Origin of the sequence: Prevotella sp. E13-27, assembly GCF_023217965.1 — a bacterium.
Taxonomy (GTDB): Bacteria; Bacteroidota; Bacteroidia; order Bacteroidales; family Bacteroidaceae; genus Prevotella.
Map to the genome: position 1 here is coordinate 1518716 of NZ_JALPSC010000002.1, position 26762 is coordinate 1545477.

Here is a 26762-nt window from a genome sequence, read left to right on the forward strand (position 1 = left end):
GAGATGCAATTTTCTCATTTAAACAGCGTTTACTATATTAGACAAATATCAAGATGAAAATGAAACTGATGAAATTCAGGAGCTACATCTTAATTGTTCTCCTCATTCTTCCCTTTGACGCCTCGGCCCAGCTTTTCCATCCCCTCGACCTCGGCTTCAACGGAGGTGAGCGGCAAGGCAATTTCTCCCAGCCCAGAATGCACGTCGAGAGTGATAGGCTATTCGTCTGCACCAATCAGGGCCTCTATGCCAAAGACCTTTCGGCAGACAACAGCGCGTGGCAACTTGTAGGCTTCGAGGGCGTGCCGCTACAGGACTATGCCCGACGTGGCAGCGACATTCTGGCCTTGCGCAGTAATGAGGGCGGCAGTTTCCTGCTCCTGTCGCACGACGGCGGGCAGACTTACGAGGACGTAACACCTGGAATCCCCAGCAAGAAGGAATACGAGCGTTTTTTTAGTCTGGCAAGCCATCCTACAGACCAGAACACACTGATGGTCTCGTCAAACGGTCAAGGCATATTACTCTCTACAGACTTTGGTCAGACTTGGGAGTGCCTGACGGAATTCGTTTATGGGAACCCTGCGGCAACTTTCATCGGCTTTCACCCTGCACGTCCGAACATCATCTACAATAGTGGAGAAGGAATTATTTTTGAAGGCCATATCAAAATCAGTTACGACGGTGGCCAGACATGGAACGACCACGGCAATTCACTCGGCTTCCCCGGTGACAACTGCGTTCACCAGCCGACATTCCATCCCACCAACCCCGACCGTTGGCTGGCAGGCGGCGAAGGATGCGTATTCCTCTCCGACGACAACGGCCAGACGTGGAGCTGTCAGAACTATTGGGGCGATGAAACACGCATGGCCTACTGGATCTTCTCAGCATTCGACAACGAGCATCCCGACACGGTATATATGGCGGGATGTCTGGGGCGAAATGGCCAGAAGGATGCTTGCATAAAACTGATGTGTTCCACCGATGGCGGACATTCATGGCATCCGTCACAGGTAATGACATCCAAAAGGGAGCATGATAGGATAAACGACCTGCAGCAATATGGTAATCGCCTTGTCATTTATTCCGAGTCAGGTGTCTATGAGGTTTCCAAGGCAGAACTTGTTGCCAAGAGCACCACAGACATTCGTAGCGTCGCATCTGACCAGAAAGAATCCCCGATCTATGACCTCCAGGGCCGAAAGGTTGTTGAACCACATCATGGAATCTACATCAAAAATGGACGGATAATCTTGAAATAAAATTTGATATGAACAAGATAGTAATTATCTTCGGACTGTTCACCATCATCTCTCTCGCCTCATGCAGCAGCGCCCCACAATGGACAAACCCAGAGGCACACGAAAAGACAGAGCAACTGCGGGAGCAATATGGACCGCTACTTGTCGGTACATGGTACCTTGAACGCATCGGCGAGCGGCAACGATTCTTCGAGCGGCTGACGTTTGAATCTGATGGAACGCTGACAGGTCTGCGCAAATGGCAAACCCGCAAGCTCGTCACTATCGACGGCGAGCAACTCTATACCGATTGGGAGAATGTGGAGCCTTTGGAAGGAACTTTCTCAGGTACATGGAAACTGAGTTACTACAGCCCGGAAGGGGAAAATGGCGAGAAGCACAACTGCCTGTTTTTGAATGCTCAATATGAAGGTGCTAATAGTGGACATATGGCCTATTCCAATATCGCTACCTTCGACTACGCCGACGAAACGACGTTTCGATTCGAAGGATTTTACTTCAAAGACAAGGATGGATGGATTACCTTCCTGCGTGGCGATGCAGAACCGAATTTTTAATAAAATTCGCAAGAAATCTTAAAAAATTCGCAAATTTGATAATCTTTTGAAAATTCTCATTATCTTTGCACCGTCTTAATCATTTTAGACAATGAACATTGAATTCGATAATGCGGCATTAGAGGAGTTGTACACCACAGGAACAACCAAGGACAGCCAGTATAAGAAGCTGTCCAAGGACATTGTGAAACGATTCATCAAGGTGGTTAACTATCTTAAAGCTGCTCGGCGACTGGAAGATCTATTCCTTATTAAGTCGCTCCACTATGAGAAGAAGAAAGGTGATCTGAATGGTGTAGATGCTGTATGGATTAACGATCAGTACCGCCTGTTCTTCTATAGTTCTCCCGATGAAAGCGGAATAATTGTAAACGCATTGATATTTGAAATTTCCAAGCATTATGAGTAAGAAAGTTCTAACCCCATTTATTGCTACACATCCTGGTGAAATGATTAAGGATGAACTTAAAGAACGTGGTATGACACAGAAGCAACTCGCTGACGAGACTGGCATCAAGGCATCCGTACTCAGCGAGACCATCAACGGTAAACGTTCGGTATCGCTCAACGTGGCTGTAGCCTTGGAGAAAGCACTTGGCATCCCTGCTGACATTTGGATGAACATGCAGACACAGCATGACCTCGATACAGCCAATATCGCTGAACGTGATAACCAGCGAGAGACTGTCTCGGTTACAATCCCTATTCGTGACAGGAATCTGTTACAAGAACTCGTCCGTAAATTCGGATGGGCGTGTGTATTCTGATACTAATAATGTGATTTTATGAAACAGAAATACGCAGTAGTGGTGCTCTTTGCACTGATAATCGCTTCGAGTATGGTGAGCCTGACGAGTTATAAGACAACGGAGAAGCTGGTGACCGAGGATGTGAATCAGGCATTGGCCAAGGCTCTGGATGAACAGCAGTCGGACGTGATCAGTGCTGACACTATTCAGGTGTTCAACAGTCATCTGCAAATAGAGGGGTTGAGAGGAAATGCAGTTTTGGCGGTGGACACCAAGAAAGGATTCCGTCCTCGTCCGCAAGTGTCGACAGCCACGATTCTCTCACTCTCTGACCAGCGTCCTTCGATGATTCTATGGTCGATGGTGCTTTTGTGGAGCCTGTTCTGCCTGTATCAGCATAGGCGGCTGTCAGCATTAGGACTTTATGGCGGCTTGGCTCTGCAAGATGGGCGGTTCGTCAATGCCAAAGGCTGCGAAGTAAAGCTAACCCCGATGCAGCAGCAGCTGATGGAGATGCTGTGGCAGTCGCCCTCGCATCAGTTGTCGAAAGCAGAGATTTGCGATGCGCTTTGGCCCAAGAAACCCGATACAAGCGAGACACTTTACACCCTTATCCGACGCCTGAAGCCTATCATAGAAGAACATTCCAACCTCAAAATCGAGTCAGACAGGGGAAAGTCATACGGTCTGAAAGTCAGGTAGATAGGCGCTTGTCAGATTAATGTCAGACAAATGTCAGAAAGTATTTTTGGTGACAATTGATAGTCTTCATACCTTTGCCGGAAAAAAGGCAAACGTATGATGAATCAAACATCTTTTTCGAGAATTAACACTTGCATGGCGTGGCTTGTCTTTGCCATTACCGCTATTGTCTATGGACTGACTGTAGAGCCAACGGCCAGTCTGTGGGATTGTCCTGAATTCATTGCGTGTGGCTATAAGTTGGAGATTGGACACCCGCCTGGCGCACCAGTCTTTATGTTAGCCGCCAACCTGTTCTCACAACTGGCCAGTGATCCGTCGCAAGTGGCGCTGATGGTTAATCTCCTGTCGGCACTGCTGATGATGCTCATCGGCTACAGTAGCTATGGTGTTATCTTCATTAGAGCCAATGCCCAGACACCGATGTGTGAGAATGCGCCTGATAACATCTTCTCTTTGGGCAGCTATCTGAACCGCGAGCAATATGGCAAAACACCGCTGTTAACCCTGCCATCTTCTCAACCCGCAGAATTGTCATCGCCCCGATGTTTTGTCTCGCAGGCTATCTGCTGATTATACTTGGGATTCTTAGAAAAGGTTAATCTGTTAAACTCTGCTAAAGTCTGTTTGGTTTTGAGCGATATATGCGTCTAATAGGTGTAGCAAAGAATAAATGGAAAGAAGTGCATTTGAACAGAAAGCCCGCACGTGGCGAGAGAAAGCGCTCAATGTGAGCCGACACTACGGGGCGGGCGAAGATATGGCAGAGGACATCGCACAGGATGTGATGCTCCGTCTGTGGCAGATGCACGACGAACTGGAGCGGTTCCGGTCAGTAGAGGCTATCGTTACGCTGATGGCGAAACACACGCTGAGGGATCTCCAGAGGCGGCGGACAGCCGAATCGCTTGAGGAGGCCACCATCGTCAGTCTTACCAGCAGTCCGCAAGAAGAACTGGAGTCAAAGGAAAACGAGGAATGGCTCACGATGAAACTACAGCAACTGCCCACCACGCAACGCACCTTATTATATATGCGCCAAGAGGAACGGCGGAGCCACGAAGAGATTGCCCAACTATTGGGTATCGAAACGACATCAGTAAGCACGCTCCTGGCAAGGGCAAGACGAACATTATTGGAAGAAATAAAACGGAGGAATAAACGATGATAAAGTACACAAAGGATTATATTGCAAAGCTGCTGGACAAGTATATGGACGGCACTTCGACTCTCGAGGAAGAAGACATCCTTGCAGACTACTTCCATCATGGAAATGTACCCGAAGAATGGGAGGACTATCGGCAACTCTTTAGCGAGATAGAGGCGATGAAACCAAAACAGCAAAAGAGAAGATGGGCTTTCTGGGGTGTAGCTGCTGCAGCTGTCGCAGGTTTGCTATATATTTCAGTACCAACTAAGCAAGTTGGCCTGCAACCTGAAGGCACATATCTGACGGCTAAGACAGACACTGCAAAGACGATGCAGCCGAGAGTGACAGAAATGAAAGAAAAGGCCGATTCTGTAGAAATCATGCGTGACGAGCCCAGTCCCATGCAGTCCAGGAAACGCCGTCTGCGTAAGACAGAACCCACCATCAATGACTATGCCAAGGCATACACCCTGATGGCTGATGCAGCAAAAGGACTACAAGAGGCAGAAGAGCAGATTGCACAATGTCGGCAAGAACTCACAGAGGCACGGCTGTTGTCTCTCGGGTATGTCCCTGTGGAACAAGAAGACGGTACCATCCTATATATTAACGAACAAACAAAGTATTTGGCTTATGAAGAATAAACTATTTCTGGCAGCAGGCATCCTAATGCTGATGCCCCTGACAGCCCATGCACAAGGGTTTATCAAGCGTGCTTTCAACGTATTGATAACAAGTGAACCGGCACAAGTGGAAAGTAGTCACAAACTGAACAAGAACCCGGGAACGGGAGTCAAGGAGGGACAATTAGATGTCTACGAGTTTACAATACCCGCATCCCACCACGACTTGGTTGAGGATGTAGAGCGTGCCTTTGAACAGGACAAAGAGAAAGCCTACAGCATGAAAACGGCATCTGCTACAAGCAAGAAGTCATACGACTACACGAGTTTGGCCGTAGGTGGTGATGACAGCGGCTATCCCTTGGGCGACATCAAGGGTTCTCGCTATATCTACGCGCTTTTCCTTGATCCGGAAGATATGACCAAGACCCATCGTTATGCATACGCTATGGAATGGCGTAAAGACGAAAAAGAAATTGTAGGAAAGCTAATCGTAACCTACGCTACTACGCAACAGTATCGTGAGGGCGAGAAAAAGGGGAGAATCATTAGAATCAACGGCAATGACGTGAAACTGAGTGCTAACGGCTTTTCGTATGGAGATTCCGATTTATTTAACAAATTCTTCTCGATGGGCGAGGGTCTGTCAGCCTTTGGCAGCGACTCCACCTTTGTTAGCAGTAGCATCGGTTCTGAATCATGGCTCAGCCAGTTCAACACCTTCAAGAATCTCTTCCTGAGGAACCCCAATAGCACAGCATCCAATTACTATGCCTCACACATATACAAGATGTGTAAGAAGGCCGACGCACTGGACGATATGGAGAAGAAGATGGTAATCAAAGAACTTGAAAAAGTGATGAAGGCTACCAACGATGAATTCTTACAAGAAATGTTCCAAGCGAGTATCGAACGACTAAAGAAGTAAACCGATGAAACATATTGGAATAATGGCACTCCTGCTGTTGATGACAGTGGGAGCAGGGGAATCTACAGCTCAAACGAAAACGGATACGACTAAAGTAAAGAGCGATTCCATCACATGGAGTAAAGAACTCGATGGTGTGGTAATCAAGGCACAGAAGCAGCTTGTCAAACAGGAAATAGACCGCATAGGCTATGATGTCCAAGCTGACGAGGAATCGAAGACGCAGACGGTAATGGATATGCTTCGCAAGGTGCCTATGGTGACGGTCGACGGACAAGACAATATACTTGTCAAGGGCAATAGCAGCTATAAGATATACAAGAATGGGCATTATGACCCCAGCCTGTCGAAGAATGCCATGGAAACCTTCAAGTCGATGCCCGCCTCGATGGTAAAGCGTATCGAAGTGATTACCGATCCTGGAGCACGCGAGGATGCCGAAGGCGTGGATGCCATCCTGAATATCGTGATGGTTGATGGTTCAAAGATGCAAGGCATGACGGGTGTAATATCGGCTACCTATAACTCACTGAATCATCCAAACTTCTACGGCTCGCTGACGGGACAGATTGGTAAGCTGCTGACATCTGTTGAATACGGCTACGGAGGAATGTCGAGCCGCGAGACAGAGAACAGTACCTATACAGACCGTACTTATCTTGATACGGGCAATCGAATGCTGTCTCAGTCTGACGGTACGAATCCAGGCTCCATCCATTATGCAGACATCAATGCGAGCTACGACATCGACTCGCTAAACCTGCTGTCAGCCTCATTTGGGGGATACTTCTACAAGCTCAACGTGCAGGGTGATAGCCGGACGTCGCTGAGCAACTCGTCAAACGATATTCTCTATCGATTTAATAACCACTACTGGATGCCCGGCTACAGCCATCACTCCTGGAACGGAAGGCTCGATTACGAGCACAAGACGCGTCGGAAGGGCGAGCGGCTCACTCTCTCGTACATGCTCGCCCTGACGCGTCAACATTCGGACCAGGAGAATATGTACACAGAAATAGTCAATGCTCCTTTCAACTATACAGGCAGTCTCCAGACAGAACGTGAGCGATTTACAGAACACACGTTCCAAGCAGACTGGCTGCGTCCATTGGGCAAGGGTCACAAGCTTGAGATTGGTACGAAATATATCGATCGCAACAACAACAGCCACAATAAGCAGGACTTCTATGGTATCGACCTTCTCACCAACGATGAGTTCAGACATACCACCCGTGTACTCGCTGCATACGCTGACTACATCTACAATCACGAAAAGTGGTCAGCACGGGCCGGGCTGCGCTATGAACACAGCTATATGCAGGGTGAATATCCAGATGGGAAAGGCAATACCTACGACAAACATCTGAACGACTGGGTGCCACAGGCCTCGCTGAAGTACCAGATGACGGATGCACAATCGTTGAAGTTGAGCTATACTACAAGCATCAACCGTCCAGGCATATCCTATCTGAATCCTGCTGTCGTGACGTCGCCAATGGTTGTCCAACAGGGCAATCCTAACCTAGTGAGCTCACGAACGCAGCGTATCAGTCTTATCTATTCGTATATCCTACCTCATCTGACACTACAGATTGCCCCTGCCTATAACTTCAGTTCAGGCGGCATCAGCTCCATTCAGACCGCTAAAAACGACATCCGATATAACACATACGATAACATCCTTCGCTATCGTCGATTCTCGATAGAGCAATACGTACAGTGGAGGCCATTCGATGGTACGACGATTGTCATCAACAATAATCTGCGCTACGAGCACAACGAGAACCCCAACCTTGGCTATCGCACCTTTGGGTGGTCTGACAACTTCTATGCGAACCTCTCTCAAAAGCTACCTTGGAAGTTGCTTTTCTATGCAGTCACATACGGCAAGGTTGGCCATAGTCCCTCAGGCATCTACTACATGCAACATTCCTATTATGGTTACTACTTCTCCCTGCAACGCTCGTTCCTCAAGGATGACCGCCTGACGGTGCGCCTTGGTGCTAACGCCCCATTCAACAAATACTGGACATCAGAGGCCGAGACCGTCAATGGCGACTATCGCGATTATCAGAAGTCGTGGAATCGTGCCCGTTCGTTCAGCCTCTCCGTCACTTGGCGCTTCGGGTCTCTTAAAGCCAACGTCAAGAAAACCGAGCATAGCATCGAAAATGATGATGTCGTTGGTGGAATTACTAAGAAATAATGATAATTGGGGCTGATTTCGTGTTCAACATACAATGCACGTTCATTATCCGTGAACAAAGAGCATTTTTTGAACAATAAGTCTGGATATATAGAAGAAACGAGAGGCTGGCTTTGCCCCTTAAGGCCAACAAGCGATGGCGCAAAGTTAAGAAATATAATTGAAAGCCATAACAAAAAATGGCAAAAAATGAGTTTCCTGCCGATTGCAGGACTTCGTTTAAAGAGATAATTAACTTTGCTCTGAGAGAAGTTTAACTTTACTCCGAGAGAAGTTTAACTTTGCTTTGAGAGATGTTTAACTTTACTCCGAGAGATGTTTAACTTCTCTCGAATAAAAGTAACAGTTCTCTCTAATCTACTTAATTGTATTCTTAGTTTGGTGCTCTTGTTCTGGCAGTTCTGTAATATAGTTTTGGCATCCTTGTAATATAGTTCTTACTATCTTGAAAACCAAACTCGTCGAGTTTGGTGACCAAAGTCGACGAGTTTGGTCATCAAAGTCGACGAGTTTGTAAAATTATATAGTTAGAACTACATCGCAGTCTTGACTATAACACATCGAAATTCTGTCTAAACAATTCGCAGATTCAACAAGTTGAATTTTCAGCCAGTTGTTGCAACGTCACGTGCCGCAAGGAAATAATCAGCGAGAATGGTTAATAAATAATACAACTTTCGCATGTATATAACGACCACGAATTTTACGAATTTCACGAATATTTCTATGCAGAACGACTTGAAAACTATGCATCATAGATGCAACGAATTAAACGAATTGGCTGGCTCAGCAAGGAATCGCCAGCGATTCCTATTCGTGTGATTTGTTATAAATTCGGTTATTGTGTGCAGCAATAAATTCGTTCAATTCGTGTAATTCGTGGTTAAAAAACAATTTGAGAAACTTGAATAAATAATAGAGAAATTAGGAAGAAAAAGGAAGAAATGTTTGGATGATAAGCTATTTTTGCCTATCTTTGCAGCGTGAAAGGAACCTATTTGGACTAAGCCCCGGTTGGTCCGGCAAGCGACTAAATAGAAGCACTTTTAAACTCCGCTTCAGATGGATAGCCCCGGTTGGTCCGGCAAGCAAGGCCATTAAAGCGGAGTTCCTTTTTGAAGCAATTCTTTAGTTGCCGAGACAGTTCGCCAACCTATACCTTTAATGTTTCTGCCTGTACAAGAACTTCAGCCCTAAGCCGCTTGCTTTCCTTGTAATAATCGTCTTCAGTTCTTTTCATAATGCAAAGGTACGAAAAAAAAATTGAAAACAATTCCCGTTTTAATAAATGTGATTGAGATGCATCATAAAAACACAAGTGAGTGTTTAGCAAGAACGCAAACGGCGTTTAGTAAGAACGCCACAAGTGATTGGTAAGAACGCAAAGAATAGTTATAGAAGATATGAGCACTTTTCCGAAAAACATGTGTGAACAACTAAAAAATAGGGCGCAAACTACTTAATTAAATTTAAAAACTAAACGTTTTAGTTACATCGAACTAAACTTTTTAGTTACTTTGCCAACGGATACAGATACTGGCGCTAATTAAAACGCTAAACAAAACGAACTAAAAACAATGAAACGACTAACAGCCAAAGAACGGGAAATAATGGAGCTGTATTGGCAGCACGGTCCGATGTTCGTCAAAGAGCTCTTAGATTACTACGACGAGCCACGGCCCCACTTCAACACGCTGTCAACGACTGTACGCATACTTGAAAAGAAAGGTTTCCTTGACCACAAGCAATATGGCACATCCTACCAGTACTTCCCACTCGTTACTGAGAAGGAGTATGGGCGTTCGAGTCTTGGAGGCATCATACGCGACTACTTCAACGACTCCTACATGAGCGCCGTCTCGGCCTTCGTGAAAGAAGAGAAGATTTCAGTGGACGAGCTGAAAGAGCTGATAGAAAAGATAGAAAGCAACAATTAATCACAATCATCCCCAAAACCTAAACCTGAAACCAAAAGACCAAGAGTATGATGCAGTTCCTTATCTACGACCTGAGAGTGGCCATTCTCATTGCAGTATTCTATATGTTCTATCGTCTGCTGCTGAGCCACGAAACGTTTCACCGAGTGAACCGCATGGTGTTACTCTTCACGTCTTTAGCATCGTTTGTGTTGCCTCTCTGCATCATCACGATGCACCGCACGGTAGTCTTGGAGACGATAGCAGAGCCAAACATGGAATATGGCAGTATAGCAACGATGGCTGTTGAAAACTCAGAGCCACAAACTCCACTCTGGCAAACATTAGTCATCGCAGTATTCTTCGCCGGCATGATGGCTACACTTGGCAAGACGCTCTTCAGCATCATTAGTGTATGGAAACTTATAATGCGCAGCGAGCGTCATGTCCAACCTGACGGCACCACTATCTGTATCGTCGATGGCAGCGTATCGCCATTCAGCTGGATGCGCTACATCGTTATTTCTCGCAAAGACCACAGCCCTCACATAGAGGATAATGGCGAGACATTTATTCTCGCCCATGAACGAGGACACATACGCCAGCACCACTCGCTCGACCTGCTCCTCGTTGACACGTTAACAGCCCTGCAATGGTTCAACCCCGCCATGTGGATGCTGCGCCAGGATTTGCGCACCATCCACGAGTATGAAGCCGACGCAGCGGTACTCTCTCAAGGCATCAATATGCGCCAGTATCAGTATCTGCTTATCCAAAAAGCCGTGAGCCGCTGCGGGTACTCAGTAGCCAACGGTATCAGTCACAGTACCCTTAAAAGCCGCATAAATATGATGCTACATAAGAATTCCAGTCGCACCAGCTTGCTGAAGCTGTTAGCACTTCTGCCCATCGTGGGTACAACATTGGCTCTGCAGGCAGAGACCGTAAACGACTACGTATATAACGAGCCACAGACGCCTCCACAGAAGGTTGTAAAGAAAGGTAAGACCAATGCGCAGGTGAAGGTTGGCCAAAAGACCATCGAGGTGAAGGCCGAGCAGAAGACCGAACAATCTAAAAAGCCAACAGTAGATGTCAAGGCTCCTAATGGTGTGGTCTCTAAGAATGTGTCTGAGCCCGATAAAGTCTTCGACGTAGTAGAACAGATGCCACTATTTCCTGGCGGTCAAGTTGAGTTGATGAAATACTTGTCGGCGAATGTAAAATACCCTGTAGAAGCCTCTAAGAATGGTATTCAAGGTCGTGTCATCGTACAGTTTGTTGTTGAGAAAGACGGCACCATAAGCAATGTAAAGGTTGTCAACAATGCCGATGAACAGCTGAAAGAGGAGGCTATACGTGTGGTTAAAACGATGCCAAAATGGGTCCCTGGTAAACAGAACGGCAAGGAAGTACGTGTAAAATACACTCTACCAGTCACGTTCCGCCTGAATTAAACTACAAGCAATCAATCTGCAAAAAAGAACGGTTTCTTTCACTAAAAAAAGAGCCGTTCTTTTGGCTTTTTCGCTCGCTTAATCGTACTTTGAGACTTCGTCTCTAAGGTACTTTCGCTCGGAAATGAAAAGAAAAACGAGTTTTCCTTTTGCATTTCGCTCGCTTAATCGTACCTTTGCAGCGAAATTCAACACAACAATGGCAAACAACTTAAGATTTCAGGTAGTTGAAGAGGCCTTCAAGAAAAGAGCACTTGACGTGCAGGCCCCAAGTGAGAGACCATCAGAATACTTTGGCAAGTATGTGTTTAACCGTGAGAAAATGTACAAGTACCTGCCAAAGGACGTTTACGACAAGCTTATCGATGTTATTGACAACGGTGCACGACTGGACCGTTCGATAGCCGATGCAGTGGCTGCTGGCATGAAGCAGTGGGCAACAGAAATGGGATGCACCCACTACACACACTGGTTCCAGCCTCTGACAGAGGGAACGGCAGAGAAACACGACGCCTTCGTGGAACACGACGGAAAGGGAGGCATGATGGAGAAGTTCAGTGGCAAGCTGCTCGTACAGCAGGAGCCCGACGCCTCATCGTTCCCCAACGGAGGCATACGTAACACGTTCGAGGCGCGAGGCTATTCAGCATGGGATCCCACATCGCCAGTGTTCATCATTGACGACACACTTTGTATTCCCACCATATTTATTTCATATACGGGCGAAGCGCTTGACTACAAGGCTCCGCTGCTGCGTGCGCTCCACGCCGTAGGAAAGGCTGCAACGGATGTATGCAAGTTCTTCTACGACGATGTTAAGAAGGTGCAGGTGAACCTGGGCTGGGAGCAGGAGTACTTCCTCGTGGACGAGGGGCTCTACTCTGCCCGACCCGACCTGATGCTGACAGGTCGCACGCTGATGGGACACGAGAGCGCAAAGAACCAGCAGATGGACGACCACTATTTCGGAACCATACCCGACCGTGTGCAGGCATTCATGAAGGATCTGGAGATTCAGGCTCTCGAACTGTCGATACCGTGTAAGACGCGCCACAACGAGGTGGCTCCGAACCAGTTTGAGCTGGCACCTATATTCGAGGAGTGCAACCTTGCCGTTGACCATAACATGCTGCTCATGTCGCTCATGAAGAAAGTGGCTCGCAAGCACGGCTTCCGTGTGCTGCTCCACGAGAAGCCTTTCGAGGGAATAAACGGCAGCGGCAAGCACAACAACTGGAGTCTTTCTACCGATACCGGCGTACTGCTCCACGCACCTGGCACCACTCCAGAGGAGAACCTGCGCTTCATAACATTCATCGTGGAGACGCTGATGGCCGTGTATCATCACAACGGACTGCTGAAGGCATCGATAATGAGCGCCACAAACGCTCACCGTCTGGGCGGCAACGAGGCTCCTCCATCAATAATATCCAGCTTCCTGGGAACACAGCTTACAGAGCTGCTGGACCACATTGAGCAGAGCGACAAGAACGAGCTGTTCAACCTGAAGGGTAAGCAGGGCATGGAGATAGACATACCACAGATTCCAGACCTCATTGTTGACAACACCGACCGCAACCGAACATCGCCATTTGCATTCACGGGTAACCGCTTCGAGTTCCGTGCTCCTGGATCAAGTGTAAACTGCGCCTCGGCAATGATAGCTCTTAACGCAGCTATGGCAGAGGCCCTGCAGTCATTCAAACAGCGCGTGGACAAGCGTATTGCCAAAGGCGAGAACAAGATAAGCGCCATTCTGCAGATACTGAAGGACGACATAAAGACCTGCAAGCCTGTGCGCTTCGACGGCAATGGCTATTCTGACGAATGGGTGAAGGAAGCCGCAAAGCGCGGACTGGACGTGGAGAAGTCGTGCCCAATAATCTTTGAGCACTACCTTGACAAGGAATCGGTGAAGATGTTTGAAAGCACCAAGGTTATGAACCGCAAGGAGCTTGAGGCACGCAACGAGGTGAAATGGGAGATGTATGTGAAGACTGTACAGATAGAGGCACGCGTCTTGGGCGACCTCGCCATGAACCACATCATACCCGTAGCTACTCACTATCAGAGCCAGCTCATCAAGAACGTGCAGGGCATGAAGAGTGTGTTCACGGAAGACAAGGCCAACCGTCTGTCGGCACGTAACATGAAGCTCATAGAAGAGATTGCCGAGCGCACAGAGCGCATTGAACAGCTCGTGGAAGAACTGACCGATGCCCGCAGAGTGGCAAACCGCACGAAAGACATTCATCAGCGCGCCATACAATATCATGACACGGTGTGTCCGCACATGGAAGCCATTCGCGACGAGGCCGATCATCTGGAGATGATTGTCGAGGACGGACTGTGGACTCTGCCGAAGTACAGAGAGCTACTTTTCATAAGATAACAAAAAATGTTGGCTGAAAATTTTGAGCGTAACAATTAATTTACTATTTTTGCAACATCAAGTTTTCATGCAATAAACAAACCACAAACTATAAAACAGTTATCATTATGAAGAAGTTCTACATTATTGCCCTGACTGCTGCACTTTCACTGACAGCAAGTGCACAGAAGAAGTTGTATGTAAGCACATACAACGGAACAAATGTTGAGAAGTATGACGGCACCATCTGTGATGTAACCGTAAACCGCTACATGTTTACAGGATGGAACACCGTGGCACTGCCTTTCGACGTAACTGAGGAAGAACTTAATGAGACCTTCGGCAACGACTGCCGACTGGAGAAGCTTGTCAGCGTGGAGAATGTTGGCAACGACATCCAGCTGAACTTCCAGGACTGCAAGGCAGAAGGCATGACAGCTAACATGCCATACATACTCTATTTCACAGGAGAGCCATGCAACAAAACCCTGACGAAGGAAGCATGCGTCAAAGGCGGACAGGCTGCGATAGCACTTACCACACAGCGCGGCGAGAGCGTAGTGATGAGCGGTGTGCAGGCAAAGACAGCTGGCATCGGTTTCTGGGGCATTCTGGCAAAAGACAATGCAGAGGCTAAGTTTGCAAAGGTTGACGGCTCGCTGAGCGGCTTCCTTGCAACACGCTGCTACATTCAGCTTCAGTCAGAGACTGCTTCACGCCTCATAACAAACCACGTGGCAGCTGGCGAGACAACAAGCATCAACGCTATTGCAAAGAACGGCGAGAAGGTTGACGTGTTCACACTGGGCGGACAGAAGGTTGCTGCCGGCATCAATGCAAATGCAGTGAACTCTCTGCAGCCAGGCATCTATGTTGTAAAAGGACAGAAGGTATTGGTAAAATAAAAAATTAGTGAAGTGTGCTTACTGCAACACTTCACTAACATCATTTATCTCGAGCGACTTAGAGTCGCCTTCCCTACCACTCAGACAGGCTATCTTATCACCATCGGTAAGATAGCCTTTTTGTCGGAGCATACGGACAGCCGCACGGAACAGCTCCTCACGTGATATCTGCTCTTTCTGATAGACAGGTATCACACCATAGGACAACGCCAGCTCGCGCTGCAAACGCTCCTTATAACAGATGGCCAACACAGGATGAGGACCACGGAACGAAGCCAGATGGCGCACGGTGATACCAGTACCTGAGTTACAGATGATGCCCTTGACGCCCAGCTTTTCAGTAGCCTCAATAGCGCTGTGAGCCAGAAACTCGCGCACATCGCCGCTATTGCTCATCTGAATGACATAGTCGTGAACCTGAATCTTCTCAAGCTCAGCCTGCTCGGCAATAGAGGCCATAGTCTCAACTGCCTCGACAGGATATTTTCCGCTTGCAGTCTCTCCTGAAAGCATCAAAGCATCGGTGCGTGAATAGATGGCGTTGGCAATATCAGTCACCTCGGCACGAGTAGGACGAGGGTTCTGTATCATGGAGTGCAGCATCTGCGTAGCCACGATGACAGGTTTCTTAGCCTGCACGCACTTGTGGATAATCTTGCGCTGAATACCAGGGATACGCTCAATGGGCACCTCGATGCCCAAGTCACCACGGGCAACCATAATGCCATAGGAGGCCTCGATAATCTCATCAATATTATCAACACCCTCCTGATTCTCAATCTTAGAGATAATCTTAATGTCGGAATTATAGGCATCGAGCAGAGCCTGGACGGCACGCACATCGGCTGCAGAGCGCACAAAGGAGTGGGCAATAAAATCGATGTCGAGCTCAATGGCGAGCATAATCATCTTACGGTCACGCTCGGTCAGAGCTGGCAAGGCGATATGAACGCCTGGCACGTTGACACTCTTGTGAGAGCCCAGCACACCGTCGTTCTCTACCCTAGCCACTACCTGAGGTCCATTGATGCCCATGACCTCCATAGACAGAGCACCATCGTCAAACAGAACGTGGTCGCCCTCATGGATGTCGGCAGCGAAATCTGAATAAGAGAGATTGATAATGTCGTGAGTGGTGTCCATCTCAGGACGTCCGAAAATCTTAACCACATCGCCTGCCTTATACTCAATGGGCTGTTCGCACCCAGTGGTGCGGATTTCAGGGCCCTTGGTATCAATGAGCAAGCCGATATGATGGCTCACGGCACGTGTATTCTTTACTATCTTGCGGATGCCCTCTTCTGGAGCATGCGCTGTGTTCATCCTGACTACATTCATGCCAGCATAAAAAAGCTTCCTGATAAAATCGGTATCACACCGACGATCGCTGATGCTGGCAACAATCTTTGTTTGCTTCATCTATATATATAATAATGTGTATCCTGATTCAGAATCAGATCTTGAGCTCCTTCATGATTTCCGACATACGCTGCAGCGTGGAAATGCGTGTAGGAACAAGTGGCAGACGGAGCACGTTCTCAATGAAGCCCATCTCGTGGAGCATAGCCTTGACACCGGCGGGGTTGCCATCGACGAAGAGCAATGAGAACAGGTCTGTGAAACGGTGGTGAATCTTGCGAGCTGGGTCGTATTCGCCACGCATCTGCAAACGAATCATCTTAGAGAACTCCTTAGGAAGGGCATTGCCGATAACTGAGATAACACCTACTGCACCGCAAGATACCATTGGGAACGTAAGCGAGTCATCGCCAGAGATGACATCGAAGTCATTGGGTTTGTTCTTTATTATCTCATCGACCTGCTCCAGATTGCCCGAGGCCTCTTTGATGGCAACGATGTTCTTGCAATCGCGAGCCAGACGGACAGTGGTGGCTGCCTGTAGGTTCACGCCCGTGCGCCCAGGTACATTATATAATACTACTGGCAGCTTGGTGGCTGCTGCAATGGCTTTGAAGTGCTGGTAAAGACCTTCCTGAGATGGCTTGTTATAGTATGGGCATACGCTTAGCACACCGTCGATGCCTCGGAAGTCGCCTTCCTGAAGCTCACGTATCACGGCAGCGGTATTGTTTCCGCCACATCCCATAAGAATGGGCACACGTCCGCGCACACGGTCAACAATAAGATTCTTGATTTTCAACTTCTCCTCTGGCGTAAGTGTTGGTGTTTCGCCAGTAGTAGCTAAGATACAGAAAAAGTCGGCTCCGTTATCCAGTTGATAATCTACCAAACGCATCAAAGCGTCATAGTCAACTTCGCCATTCGGAAGAAAGGGTGTTATCAGCGCAATGCCAAGCCCTTTGAAAATATTACGTACCATAAGTCTTTGTCTAATTCGTATGCAAAGGTAATGAGAAAAATGAAGAATTGTGAAATATATTAATTAAAAAATTAAAAGAGACTGAAATTGCAAACGATTACATGACATTTTACTAATTGTTGTTTCTTCTATTATAGGATTTTCGTACCTTTGCAGGCAGAAAAACAAACTTAAAACGACAAATTCTAATAACAGCTTTTTTATGGAAAGAACATGGAGATGGTTTGGCAAGAAGGACAAAATTACTCTTGCACAGTTGAGACAAATCGGTGTTGAAGGTATCGTCACAGCACTTCACGATGTGCCTCTGGGTGAAGTATGGACTCGAGAGAAGATTCGCGACCTGCGCGAGTACATCGAGAGCTACGGCATGCGCTGGAGCGTAGTAGAGTCGCTACCCGTAGTTGAGACAATCAAATATGGAGGTCCTGATCGCGACCACCAGATAGAGGTATATAAGGAGAGCCTGCGCAACCTGGCAGCAGAGGGCATTCACTGCATCTGCTACAACTTTATGCCCGTACTCGACTGGGCTCGCACCGACTTATTCCACGACAATCCAAACGGTGCAACAAACCTGTACTTCAACTATGCCGAATTTGCTTATTTCGACATCTATATCCTGAAGCGTCCAGGCGCTCGCGAGGAATGGGAGAAGTTCCAGTTCCCCGAGGGTTGGGGCAAGGGTCGTAGCGTAATCGCCGAGTGCGACGAGCTGGCTAAGACCATGACTCCTGAGAAGGACCACAAACTGGTTGAGAACATCGTAATCAAGACTCAGGGATTCGTAAGCGGTAACTTCAGCGAGAACGACGAGGCTCCAGTACAGAAGTTCCGCGAGTTCCTCGATCTGTATAAGGGCATCGACAAGGCTAAGCTGCGTGCCAACATGAAGTACTTCCTCGAGGCTATCATGCCTGTTTGCGAGGAGTGCAACATGAACATGTGTGTTCACCCCGACGATCCCCCTATCGAGATTCTCGGATTGCCACGCATCGTACGTACTGAGGAGGATATCCAGTGGTTCCTGGATGCTGTGCCCAACAAGCATAACGGTCTGACATTCTGTGCTGGTTCTTTGAGTGCTGGTGCATATAACAATGTGGTTGAGTTGGCCAAGAAGTTTGCTTCTCGCACACACTTTGTTCACCTGCGTTCATGCCACATCTTCCCCAATGGCGACTTCACTGAGGCCTCTCACCTGGGTGGTCGTGCCGACCTGATCGAGCTGTGCCGTATCTTCGAGAAGGAGAACCCAGAGTTGCCAATGCGTGTAGATCACGGTATGACATTTACCGATGAACCTGGAGGTATCATGGACGAGAGCAGTCACGGTCACAATGCCGGTTACACCCTCTTGGGTCGTATGTTCGCCCTCGGTCAGGTACAGGGTATCCTCGCCACCGTTGATCGCGAATTAGGCATCGAATACAAACAGCCAGGATTCTTTGATTAAAAAAGCCTACCCCACCCCCTCCCAAAGAGGAGGGGCTTTAAAAACAGATAACAAAACAACAACAATTATGAAACTCAACGATATACTTAGCGGCCAGTTCAATGCCGCAGAATGGGAAGCCAAAGGCTACCAGCTTCCTAAGTTCGATATCAAGGCCGTTCGCGAGAAGACAGCCAAGGAACCCACATGGGTACACTTCGGTGGTGGAAACATCTTCCGCGCTTTCCCTGCTGCCATCCTGAACGACGCCCTGAACACAGGTAAATACGATCGTGGTGTAATCGTAGCCGAGACTTTCGACTTCGAGGTTATCGACAAGGCTTATGCTCCATACAACAACCTCTCGCTTTGCGTGAACCTCTGCTCAGACGGTTCTATCGAGAAGAAGGTTATCGCCAGCGTGACCGAAGCCCTGAAGGCTGACCCACAGTTTGAGGATTGGAACCGTCTGGTAGAAATCTTCAAGAACCCAAGTCTGCAGATGATTTCGTTCACCATCACCGAGAAGGGTTACACCTACAACGAGGCCGATCTGGCTCGCGGACTGAAACCCGTATTCGCTATGGGTAAGGTTTGCGCCCTGCTGCTTGAGCGTTTCAACGCAGGACAGTTGCCACTTACCGTTCAGAGCATGGACAACTGCTCGCACAATGGCGATAAGGTAAAGGCTGGCGTATTTGCCTATGCCGAGCGCTGGGTGAAGGACGGACTGGTACCTGCCGCTTTCCTCGACTATCTGAAGGATGAGAAGAAGATTACCTTCCCTTGGTCGATGATTGATAAGATTACCCCTCGCCCACACGAGAAGGTAAAGGAGATGCTGGCTGCTGATGGTTTCGACGACAACAACTACATCGAGACCGAGAAGCACACCTTCACAGCTCCATTCGTAAATGCCGAAGAAGTGCAGTATCTCGTAATAGAGGACAACTATACCAACGGTCGCCCACCATTGGATCTGGGTGGCGCACTCTACACCACTCGCGAAACTGTAGATAAGGTAGAGACCATGAAGGTTACTACCTGTCTGAACCCTCTGCACACAGCTATGAGTATCTATGGTTGCATGCTGGGCTACACTCTGATTTCTGCCGAGATGGCCGATGAGGACTTGCGTCCATTCGTTCAGAAGTTGGGCTATATCGAGGCAATGCCTGTAGTAGTTGATCCAGGCGTACTGAACCCCTACGAGTTTATCGGCGCTGTTATCAATCGTCGTCTGCCTAACCCATTCATGCCCGATGCTCCTCAGCGTATCGCTATGGATACCAGCCAGAAGCTGCCTATCCGCTTCGGTGAGACACTGAAGAAGTACATCGCTCGCGGACTTGATAAGAGCAATCTGGTACTCATCCCACTCACACTGGCAGGTTACGCCCGCTACCTGAAGGGTATCAAGGATGATGGTACAGCATTCGATTGTTCACCCGACCCAATGCTCGAGGAACTGCAGGCTATCGTAGCTCCTCTGGAGATTGGCAAGGCCAATCAGGACTGGAGCCCACTGAAGAAGCTCTACAGCCGCAAGGATGTATTCGGACTCGACCTCTACGAGGCTGGTCTGGGCGAGCAGATTGAGGGAATGGTTAAGGAACTGTTTGCTGGCAACGGTGCCGTTCGTAGCACTCTGCACAAATATGTTTCTGCACGCTAAAGCAACCAAGCAGAAAAGTGTTTAAACAAAAAAGTCGAGGGCAGTGTTACACCGTCCTCGACTTATTGTATAAAGTAAATTTCTTAACGTTACAGCTTAACAGAGCTAATATCTACAAATCCGTTAATGATTGCATAGATGGTCAGTCCTGCAGGCGAATGTATCTGAAGCTTGCGCGCAATATTACGACGGTGAGTGATGACGGTATTCACCGAGATACACAGATGGTCGGCAATCTCCTTGTTAGACATGCCCTGAACCAGTGATACGATGACATCCTTCTCACGATCAGAGAGTGCCTCAGAGCTCTGACCAGCTCCTTTAAACACCATATCACTTATATTCCTTGTCACATCACTCTGCTTAACAAGCTTCTCAAGACGACGTATTGCCGGTACGAAGATATGATCCTCTACCATGGAGTGCTGGCGAAGCCACTCCTCGTTATCATAGATGTCATGCAACGTGGCAGTCAACATATTGTTATGAAGTCCGTCGGTGGGCAGATACTTAATAATGAGTAGCTTCAATTCACGCAGTTTCTTGTCGGCCTCGCGATGATGCTTGGAGAAAGTCTCAATGCTATACTCGCCAGAAGGTCTTCCGTCAATAAGTGACTGAACATAAGGGAAGAGAGTCTTCTGCTCATACTGCATGTGACGGCGAATCTCGTGAGAATAGTCATCATAGAAGCGCAGAATCAATTGACCTAACGAATCATTAGGATTAAGGCTATCGCTAAGCTCACGCTTGATGAATGGCAATTGGAAGTCCAAATAGTAAGCATGGCTCGCCTCCAAGTAATGCATAAGGGTCGGGACAGACAGCTGCTCGTCACCCTCATACTCTCCACTACCGTTAATAGTAAAGTTTACAACTGCAAGAAAAGTATAAGTGTCAACACCGTTATCCTCGCAAGTCTCCTGCACTGTCTTATCACCAAAGCCAAGACTGATGTCAAAAGAGCCAAGCATCTGAAGCAGGTCGTAATTGTCACGTATGAGCGTTATCATCTTGTCATCGGCCTCATACATCTTCTGATTCTTCATATATCATCTATTTTTGTTAATGCAAAAGTAGTACTTTTCAGCGAATCATGCAATAGTACAAAACAAAATCACCATTTTTGAGTATTACGAAAAAATCATCGCTTTCTTTTTGGCTATTCGTCCATTTATTCGTACTTTTGCCGTAGTAATATACCAAAAACAACATTTATTATGATGAAGAGAACACTTATTTTTGCTTTTTCGATGCTCTTCGGAATAGCAACACAGGCACAAATAATGAAAAATGCAGACCTTGAGAAATATGCGAAGGAACGCTATGGTGACAAATGGCTCGATGCAGCAAAGAATCTGGCAGGCACACTTAAGCTCGACAAGAATGAATCACTGACATACCAACAGGTCATTGAGGCTCCTGGCAAGACCAAGCAGCAACTATACGTAGCACTAAACTATTGGGCTACAGCAACCTTTAAGGATAAGAACGCCATAACGCTTAACGACAAGGATGCCGGCTGCATCATCATCTCATCGCCAATAGACGGCATTGCTGACCATACAGGCACATTGAACCGCTATATAGTAAGCATTACTCCTGTCATCAGAATTGACATTAAAGAGGGACGCATTCGCGTAACATACACTGTGCAGAACTACGACATCCTAAAAGCCGAGGATGCTGGATGGATTGGCGGACTGCTTGATAACAGCGACAATCGTCAGAGCCACCAAAATGTATGGAGCGATGGCAAACGCATGAAAGATGACAAAACCGACCGTCGTCTCTATGACGAGCAATGGGAGATAGCCAAACACTACCCATTCGTAGAGAAGGACTCTAAGAAGCGTACATGTTCAAAGGCGCTTATCATGACCCACGCATACTCAAACGCCGTGATGGACAAAATTGAAGAAGCCATCAAAAACGGCATCGTGGGCAACGAAGACGACGAATGGTAAAAACGTATAAAAAGAAATCTCGGAGAGATGTTTAACAACGCTTATAGAGAAGTTAAACATCTCTCCAAGTAAAGTTAAACTTCTCTCCGAAAGAAGTTAATATCACTCCAAGAATAGTTTATCGGGCTTCTTCACGCATATCAATGATTTTTTGCGCTCCACTATGATATAAGATCAATCCTTCAAGTGGACTCTGAACGGTACGCCCTATTGTAAATCCTTCCTTTGCAGCTGCTTCCTGCAGCTCGTCAGGATAATGATGGGCCATAGAGCCCACAAAGTGAACAGGGAGATCCTTTCGACCGTATGGTGCGATATTACGCTGGAAGAAAGAGCGGAAATTATCAACAACCAACTGACGCAACAGAGGATTATCCAAATGCTCATGAATGAACAAAGATGTTGTTGCCAGGAAACGATTAGCCATAGGCTCACGATAAACCTTCTGTATAACGTCTGTCTGGGTAAACTTATGCTCCTGTAGATACTGATCACGAACATCAGCCAGTTCAGGACGCTTGAAAATAGCATTCAAGAACATCCTTCCAAGCACAGAACCACTACCTTCATCACCAAGGATATAACCAAGGGCAGGAGTGTTCTGGACAATCTGTTCACCATCAAACAAACAACTGTTTGCACCTGTTCCCAAGATACATGCTATTCCTGCTTCATGCTGACACAGCGCACGCGCTGATGCCATCAAGTCACTATGTACTTCTACAGAATTAGGCGTAAGAACTTCAGCCAACAACTGTTGCATCATAGGCACATGAGCAGGAGTACAACCTGAGCCATAGAAAAATATGTCAAGCCTTTGAAGCAACGAGCCTTCAAGAATACCAGAGTTAATAAGCTGGGCACGAGGGAAAATGGAAATCGAAGACAATAACTCCTGTTCCAGTATCCGCCTAATATCGGCAGCAGTCTGGTGTATGGGTGTAATACCTTGAGTATGGAAAGTAGCAATTACTTGACATCCCAACAATGGATGAGCCGAGTGAACCATTGTCCAATCAGTCTTAGTGCTTCCACTATCAGCAATCAGTATCATATCGTATTCTTATTAATAGACAAACAATAATTTATAGTTTTACATCTTACTATTTTGCAAAAATATAGTATTTTTTCCTTTCTACCAACTATTTTCCACGAAATAATGATTCACCTTACTCAAAAAGGCACAATTACCTAAATACACAATAATATATAATAACGAATCCCCAAAGTCTATAAATCTAAAGTCTGTAGTCTAAAGTCTGAAGTCTGTAGTCTAAAGTCTATAGTCAAAAGTCTATAGTCAAAAGTCTATAGTCAAAAAAACTGTAGTCTATAGTCTTACACCCTCTACAGTCGATAACAAAAAAGAGAGACTACAGTCGCTGTGACTATAGTCTCTCATGAAAAGATGGCGGCTTCCTACTCTCCCGCATTGCATTGCAGTACCATCGGCGCAAGCGGGCTTAACTTCTCTGTTCGGAATGGGAAGAGGTGGGACCCCGCCGCAATAACCACCTGAAAATAGGGGTTGACATATCAACACAAGAACAATAAGCAGCGCGAAAGCGCGACTGACTTACAGCAGAAAATATGCGCCAGAGGCGAAAGATCTCGGGCAATTAGTAGTGCTCGGCTTTGACATCACTGTCTTTACACCTGCACCCTATCAACGTCGTAGTCTACGACGACCCTCAATGGAGCCCTAATCTTGTGGCCGGCTTCGCACTTAGATGCTTTCAGCGCTTATCCGAACCCGACGCGGATACCCAGCGGTGCACCTGGCGGTACAACTGGCAGACCGGAGGTCGGTCAATCACGGTCCTCTCGTACTAGTGACCGATCCACTCAAGACTCCTGCGCCCACGATAGATAGAGACCGAACTGTCTCACGACGTTCTGAACCCAGCTCGCGTGCCACTTTAATGGGCGAACAGCCCAACCCTTGGGACCTTCTCCAGCCCCAGGATGTGACGAGCCGACATCGAGGTGCCAAACCACCCCGTCGATATGAGCTCTTGGGGGGGATCAGCCTGTTATCCCCGGAGTACCTTTTATCCTTTGAGCGACGGACCTTCCACACGGCTCCGCCGGATCACTATGCCCCAGTTTCCTGCCTGCTCGGCATGTCTGCCTCCCAGTCAAGCGCCCTTATGCCATTGCACTCTGTAAGGCCGGTTACCAATCGGCCCGAGGGCACCTTTGGAAGCCTCCGTTACGCTTTTGGAGGCGACCACCCCAGTCAAACTACCCACCAAGCAGTGTCCGGATATCAACCCGTTAGACCTCAGGCAGCAGAAGGGCCGTATTTCAAGGATGGCTCCACGAATGCTGGCGCACCCGATTCAAAGCCTCCGGCCTATCCTACACATCCGATGACCAAGGTCAGTGCTAAGCTGTAGTAAAGGTTCACGGGGTCTTTTCGTCCCATCGCGGGTAATCGGCATCTTCACCGATACTACAATTTCACTGAGATCGTGGCCGAGACAGCGTCCGGATCATTACACCATTCGTGCAGGTCGGAACTTACCCGACAAGGAATTTCGCTACCTTAGGACCGTTATAGTTACGGCCGCCGTTTACTGGGGCTTCAATTCAAAGCTTCGCCAAAAAGGTTGACTTCTCCTCTTAACCTTCCAGCACCGGGCAGGTGTCAGGCTGTATACCTCATCTTGCGAGTTTGCACAGCCCTGTGTTTTTGTTAAACAGTTGCCTGGACCTATTCTCTGCGCCTCACCAAAGTGAGGACCCTTTATCCCGAAGTTACAGGGTCAGTTTGCCTAGTTCCTTAGCCACGACTCTCTCAACGCCTTAGTATGTTCTACCCGACTACGTGTGTCCGTTTGCGGTACGGGTTCCCAGTGGATAAGCTTAGCGGATTTTCTAGGGAGTAGGGTTACCTGCACTCGGCTGCCCCCGAAAGGGCTGCCGTACTATAGGCACTCAGCTCAACTGGTGGATTTGCCTGCCAGCCTCATTGCCTAATGCCGTCAACGCACACATCCGTCGGTGCGCGGCAGTGTCACTCCTCCGTCTCCACAATCGCTCCAAAGGGAAGTCACGGAATATTAACCGTGTCGGCCATCGCCATCGCCGTTCGGCTGAGACTTAGGACCCGACTAACCCCGGGCTGAATGACATAGCCCGGGAAACCTTAGTCTTACGGCGGAGGGGAATCTCACCCCTCTTATCGTTACTTATACCTACATTTGCTTTTCCAGACGCTCCAGCGTGCATCGTCAACACGCCTTCAAGGCAACTGGAATGCTCCCCTACCGATACTTTTATTATTGCTATCCCGCGCCTTCGGTACCTGTCTTATACCCGATTATTATCCACGCCCGGCCTCTCGACTAGTGAGCTGTTACGCACTCTTTGAATGAATGGCTGCTTCCAAGCCAACATCCTAGCTGTCATCGAGGCCAGACTTCGTTAGACTAACTCAGACAGGATTCCGGGACCTTAGACGGCGGTCTGGATTCTTCTCCTCTCGGGGACGGACCTTAGCACCCGCCCCCTTACTGCATGGCTGCGGAGCATGAGCATTCGGAGTTCGTCAGGTCTCGATAGGCGGTGAAGCCCTCTTGACCTATCGGTCGCTCTACCTCTCATGCTGATTACCACACGCGGCACCTAAATGCCTTTCGGGGAGTACGAGCTATCTCCGAGTTTGATTGGCCTTTCACTCCTACACACACCTCATCCGGAAGCTTTTCAACGCTTATCAGTGCGGACCTCCATCCCGTGTTACCGGGACTTCATCCTGGACATGTGTAGATCACTCGGTTTCGCGTCTACCCCCACCGACTAAACGGCCTATTCAGCCTCGCTTTCACTGCGGTTGCGTCACAGAGTGACTTAACCTCGCCGGTGATGGTAACTCGTAGGTTCATTATGCAAAAGGCACGCCGTCACTGCAAAAGCAGCTCCGACCGCTTGTAGGCGACTGGTTTCAGGTACTATTTCACTCCCCTGCTAGGGGTGCTTTTCACCTTTCCCTCACGGTACTGGTACACTATCGGTCTCTCGGGAGTATTTAGCCTTGCCGGATGGGCCCGGCGGATTCGCGCAGAATTACTCGTGCTCCGCGTTACTCAGGATACCACTAGGACTAAGGTCGCTTCGGATACAGGATTGTCACCTTCTACGATCGTTCTTTCCAGAACGTTCTCCTCACAACAAGTAATCCACGGCGTGGTCCTACAACCCCGGCTGTGCATTGCTACACAGGCGGTTTAGGCTCTTCCCCGGTCGCTCGCCACTACTGGGGGAATCATTGTTATTTTCTCTTCCTGCGGGTACTAAGATGTTTCAGTTCCCCGCGTTCGCCTCACCATATCAGAGATGGTGATAACTGTCCTTCAGACAGCTGGGTTGTCCCATTCGGAAATCCGCGCATCAAAGGTCATTTGCACCTACACACGGCTTATCGCAGCTTATCACGTCCTTCATCGCCTCCGAGAGCCAAGGCATCCACCAGACGCCCTAACTTTCTTTCGCCATAACTTCTCTTTT

General features: G+C 48.0%; 21 protein-coding genes, 2 rRNA genes and 1 pseudogene. 18 read left to right on the plus strand and 6 right to left on the minus strand.

What is annotated here, in order from left to right; all coding sequences use genetic code 11:
* Nucleotides 1-59 precede the first annotated feature (59 nt).
* From M1L52_RS15465 to M1L52_RS15535, 15 genes and pseudogenes are all read left to right on the plus strand, one after another.
* Nucleotides 60-1265 (plus strand): WD40/YVTN/BNR-like repeat-containing protein, encoded by a 1206-nt coding sequence (locus tag M1L52_RS15465; protein WP_248615920.1) that lies wholly within the window; start codon nucleotides 60-62, stop codon nucleotides 1263-1265.
* Between the two features lie 8 nt (nucleotides 1266-1273).
* Complete coding sequence (locus M1L52_RS15470) at nucleotides 1274-1822, plus strand: hypothetical protein (RefSeq protein ID WP_248615921.1); 549 nt, start codon at nucleotides 1274-1276, stop codon at nucleotides 1820-1822.
* Between the two features lie 91 nt (nucleotides 1823-1913).
* On the plus strand, nucleotides 1914-2231 hold the full coding sequence (locus tag M1L52_RS15475) for a type II toxin-antitoxin system RelE/ParE family toxin (protein WP_248615922.1): 318 nt from the start codon (nucleotides 1914-1916) through the stop codon (nucleotides 2229-2231).
* Nucleotides 2224-2589, plus strand: coding sequence for a HigA family addiction module antitoxin (locus tag M1L52_RS15480; RefSeq protein ID WP_248615923.1), 366 nt, complete (start codon nucleotides 2224-2226; stop codon nucleotides 2587-2589). The genes M1L52_RS15475 and M1L52_RS15480 overlap by 8 nt, the downstream gene beginning before the upstream one ends.
* Before the next feature lie 18 nt (nucleotides 2590-2607).
* Nucleotides 2608-3273 (plus strand): helix-turn-helix domain-containing protein, encoded by a 666-nt coding sequence (locus M1L52_RS15485; RefSeq protein WP_248615924.1) that lies wholly within the window; start codon nucleotides 2608-2610, stop codon nucleotides 3271-3273.
* A gap of 99 nt (nucleotides 3274-3372) precedes the next feature.
* Nucleotides 3373-3633: pseudogene (locus M1L52_RS15490) on the plus strand (protein O-mannosyl-transferase family); the annotation flags it as partial.
* A gap of 176 nt (nucleotides 3634-3809) precedes the next feature.
* Complete coding sequence (locus M1L52_RS15495) at nucleotides 3810-3875, plus strand: hypothetical protein (RefSeq protein WP_248616096.1); 66 nt, start codon at nucleotides 3810-3812, stop codon at nucleotides 3873-3875.
* A gap of 71 nt (nucleotides 3876-3946) precedes the next feature.
* Nucleotides 3947-4441: an RNA polymerase sigma factor gene (locus tag M1L52_RS15500; RefSeq protein WP_248615925.1), complete on the plus strand. Its 495-nt coding sequence runs from the start codon at nucleotides 3947-3949 to the stop codon at nucleotides 4439-4441.
* Nucleotides 4438-5067, plus strand: coding sequence for a hypothetical protein (locus tag M1L52_RS15505; protein ID WP_248615926.1), 630 nt, complete (start codon nucleotides 4438-4440; stop codon nucleotides 5065-5067). Before M1L52_RS15500 ends, M1L52_RS15505 begins: the two co-directional genes overlap by 4 nt.
* Nucleotides 5057-5974, plus strand: coding sequence for a hypothetical protein (locus M1L52_RS15510; protein ID WP_248615927.1), 918 nt, complete (start codon nucleotides 5057-5059; stop codon nucleotides 5972-5974). The genes M1L52_RS15505 and M1L52_RS15510 overlap by 11 nt, the downstream gene beginning before the upstream one ends.
* 4 nt (nucleotides 5975-5978) lie before the next feature.
* The gene (locus tag M1L52_RS15515) at nucleotides 5979-8183 is read left to right on the plus strand and encodes an outer membrane beta-barrel family protein (protein WP_248615928.1); all 2205 of its coding nucleotides are present in this window, start codon (nucleotides 5979-5981) and stop codon (nucleotides 8181-8183) included.
* A 1577-nt stretch (nucleotides 8184-9760) separates the two neighbouring features.
* A complete protein-coding gene (locus M1L52_RS15520) occupies nucleotides 9761-10120 on the plus strand; it encodes a BlaI/MecI/CopY family transcriptional regulator (protein WP_248615929.1) in 360 nt (119 codons plus the stop codon).
* A 47-nt stretch (nucleotides 10121-10167) separates the two neighbouring features.
* Complete coding sequence (locus tag M1L52_RS15525) at nucleotides 10168-11556, plus strand: M56 family metallopeptidase (RefSeq protein ID WP_248615930.1); 1389 nt, start codon at nucleotides 10168-10170, stop codon at nucleotides 11554-11556.
* Nucleotides 11557-11755: 199 nt separating this feature from the next.
* Nucleotides 11756-13948: a glutamine synthetase III gene (locus M1L52_RS15530; RefSeq protein WP_248615931.1), complete on the plus strand. Its 2193-nt coding sequence runs from the start codon at nucleotides 11756-11758 to the stop codon at nucleotides 13946-13948.
* A 107-nt stretch (nucleotides 13949-14055) separates the two neighbouring features.
* Nucleotides 14056-14832 (plus strand): hypothetical protein, encoded by a 777-nt coding sequence (locus M1L52_RS15535; RefSeq protein WP_248615932.1) that lies wholly within the window; start codon nucleotides 14056-14058, stop codon nucleotides 14830-14832.
* Between the two features lie 18 nt (nucleotides 14833-14850).
* Here the strand turns inward: M1L52_RS15535 and pyk are convergent, their stop codons facing one another.
* Both pyk and dapA read right to left on the minus strand, forming a co-directional pair.
* Nucleotides 14851-16251, minus strand: a complete 1401-nt coding sequence (gene pyk / locus M1L52_RS15540) for a pyruvate kinase (RefSeq protein WP_248615933.1) — start codon at nucleotides 16249-16251, stop codon at nucleotides 14851-14853.
* Between the two features lie 34 nt (nucleotides 16252-16285).
* Nucleotides 16286-17173, minus strand: coding sequence for a 4-hydroxy-tetrahydrodipicolinate synthase (dapA, locus tag M1L52_RS15545; RefSeq protein WP_248615934.1), 888 nt, complete (start codon nucleotides 17171-17173; stop codon nucleotides 16286-16288).
* A gap of 202 nt (nucleotides 17174-17375) precedes the next feature.
* Between dapA and uxuA the strand changes: the two genes are divergently transcribed.
* Together uxuA and M1L52_RS15555 are read left to right on the plus strand one after the other, a co-directional pair.
* The gene (uxuA, locus tag M1L52_RS15550; protein WP_073211771.1) at nucleotides 17376-18629 is read left to right on the plus strand and encodes a mannonate dehydratase; all 1254 of its coding nucleotides are present in this window, start codon (nucleotides 17376-17378) and stop codon (nucleotides 18627-18629) included.
* A 67-nt stretch (nucleotides 18630-18696) separates the two neighbouring features.
* Nucleotides 18697-20283 carry a mannitol dehydrogenase family protein gene (locus tag M1L52_RS15555; RefSeq protein WP_248615935.1) on the plus strand — a complete coding sequence of 529 codons (1587 nt, stop codon included), beginning with the start codon at nucleotides 18697-18699 and terminating at the stop codon, nucleotides 20281-20283.
* An 89-nt stretch (nucleotides 20284-20372) separates the two neighbouring features.
* Here the strand turns inward: M1L52_RS15555 and M1L52_RS15560 are convergent, their stop codons facing one another.
* On the minus strand, nucleotides 20373-21332 hold the full coding sequence (locus tag M1L52_RS15560) for a LuxR C-terminal-related transcriptional regulator (RefSeq protein WP_248615936.1): 960 nt from the start codon (nucleotides 21330-21332) through the stop codon (nucleotides 20373-20375).
* Nucleotides 21333-21503: 171 nt separating this feature from the next.
* Here M1L52_RS15560 and M1L52_RS15565 point away from each other — a divergent pair, with 171 nt between their 5' ends.
* Nucleotides 21504-22250, plus strand: coding sequence for a DUF4468 domain-containing protein (locus M1L52_RS15565; protein ID WP_317231496.1), 747 nt, complete (start codon nucleotides 21504-21506; stop codon nucleotides 22248-22250).
* Between the two features lie 118 nt (nucleotides 22251-22368).
* Here the strand turns inward: M1L52_RS15565 and M1L52_RS15570 are convergent, their stop codons facing one another.
* The 3 genes from M1L52_RS15570 to M1L52_RS15580 all read right to left on the minus strand — a co-directional run bounded on the left by M1L52_RS15570 (nucleotide 22369) and on the right by M1L52_RS15580 (nucleotide 26747).
* Nucleotides 22369-23304 (minus strand): ATPase, encoded by a 936-nt coding sequence (locus tag M1L52_RS15570; protein WP_248615937.1) that lies wholly within the window; start codon nucleotides 23302-23304, stop codon nucleotides 22369-22371.
* A 352-nt stretch (nucleotides 23305-23656) separates the two neighbouring features.
* A 5S ribosomal RNA gene (rrf, locus tag M1L52_RS15575) occupies nucleotides 23657-23769 on the minus strand.
* Between the two features lie 80 nt (nucleotides 23770-23849).
* A 23S ribosomal RNA gene (locus M1L52_RS15580) occupies nucleotides 23850-26747 on the minus strand.
* Nucleotides 26748-26762: the final 15 nt, after the last annotated feature.

What these genes read in the sequence shown, in the direction of transcription:
- M1L52_RS15465 (WP_248615920.1), top strand. Translation starts at nt 60, where the DNA reads ATGAAACTGATGAAATTCAGGAGCTACATCTTAATTGTTCTCCTCATT.
- M1L52_RS15470 (WP_248615921.1), top strand. Translation starts at nt 1,274, where the DNA reads ATGAACAAGATAGTAATTATCTTCGGACTGTTCACCATCATCTCTCTC.
- M1L52_RS15475 (WP_248615922.1), top strand. Translation starts at nt 1,914, where the DNA reads ATGAACATTGAATTCGATAATGCGGCATTAGAGGAGTTGTACACCACA.
- M1L52_RS15480 (WP_248615923.1), top strand. Translation starts at nt 2,224, where the DNA reads ATGAGTAAGAAAGTTCTAACCCCATTTATTGCTACACATCCTGGTGAA.
- M1L52_RS15485 (WP_248615924.1), top strand. Translation starts at nt 2,608, where the DNA reads ATGAAACAGAAATACGCAGTAGTGGTGCTCTTTGCACTGATAATCGCT.
- M1L52_RS15500 (WP_248615925.1), top strand. Translation starts at nt 3,947, where the DNA reads ATGGAAAGAAGTGCATTTGAACAGAAAGCCCGCACGTGGCGAGAGAAA.
- M1L52_RS15505 (WP_248615926.1), top strand. Translation starts at nt 4,438, where the DNA reads ATGATAAAGTACACAAAGGATTATATTGCAAAGCTGCTGGACAAGTAT.
- M1L52_RS15510 (WP_248615927.1), top strand. Translation starts at nt 5,057, where the DNA reads ATGAAGAATAAACTATTTCTGGCAGCAGGCATCCTAATGCTGATGCCC.
- M1L52_RS15515 (WP_248615928.1), top strand. Translation starts at nt 5,979, where the DNA reads ATGAAACATATTGGAATAATGGCACTCCTGCTGTTGATGACAGTGGGA.
- M1L52_RS15520 (WP_248615929.1), top strand. Translation starts at nt 9,761, where the DNA reads ATGAAACGACTAACAGCCAAAGAACGGGAAATAATGGAGCTGTATTGG.
- M1L52_RS15525 (WP_248615930.1), top strand. Translation starts at nt 10,168, where the DNA reads ATGATGCAGTTCCTTATCTACGACCTGAGAGTGGCCATTCTCATTGCA.
- M1L52_RS15530 (WP_248615931.1), top strand. Translation starts at nt 11,756, where the DNA reads ATGGCAAACAACTTAAGATTTCAGGTAGTTGAAGAGGCCTTCAAGAAA.
- M1L52_RS15535 (WP_248615932.1), top strand. Translation starts at nt 14,056, where the DNA reads ATGAAGAAGTTCTACATTATTGCCCTGACTGCTGCACTTTCACTGACA.
- pyk (WP_248615933.1), bottom strand. Translation starts at nt 16,251, where the DNA reads ATGAAGCAAACAAAGATTGTTGCCAGCATCAGCGATCGTCGGTGTGAT.
- dapA (WP_248615934.1), bottom strand. Translation starts at nt 17,173, where the DNA reads ATGGTACGTAATATTTTCAAAGGGCTTGGCATTGCGCTGATAACACCC.
- uxuA (WP_073211771.1), top strand. Translation starts at nt 17,376, where the DNA reads ATGGAAAGAACATGGAGATGGTTTGGCAAGAAGGACAAAATTACTCTT.
- M1L52_RS15555 (WP_248615935.1), top strand. Translation starts at nt 18,697, where the DNA reads ATGAAACTCAACGATATACTTAGCGGCCAGTTCAATGCCGCAGAATGG.
- M1L52_RS15560 (WP_248615936.1), bottom strand. Translation starts at nt 21,332, where the DNA reads ATGAAGAATCAGAAGATGTATGAGGCCGATGACAAGATGATAACGCTC.
- M1L52_RS15565 (WP_317231496.1), top strand. Translation starts at nt 21,504, where the DNA reads ATGATGAAGAGAACACTTATTTTTGCTTTTTCGATGCTCTTCGGAATA.
- M1L52_RS15570 (WP_248615937.1), bottom strand. Translation starts at nt 23,304, where the DNA reads ATGATACTGATTGCTGATAGTGGAAGCACTAAGACTGATTGGACAATG.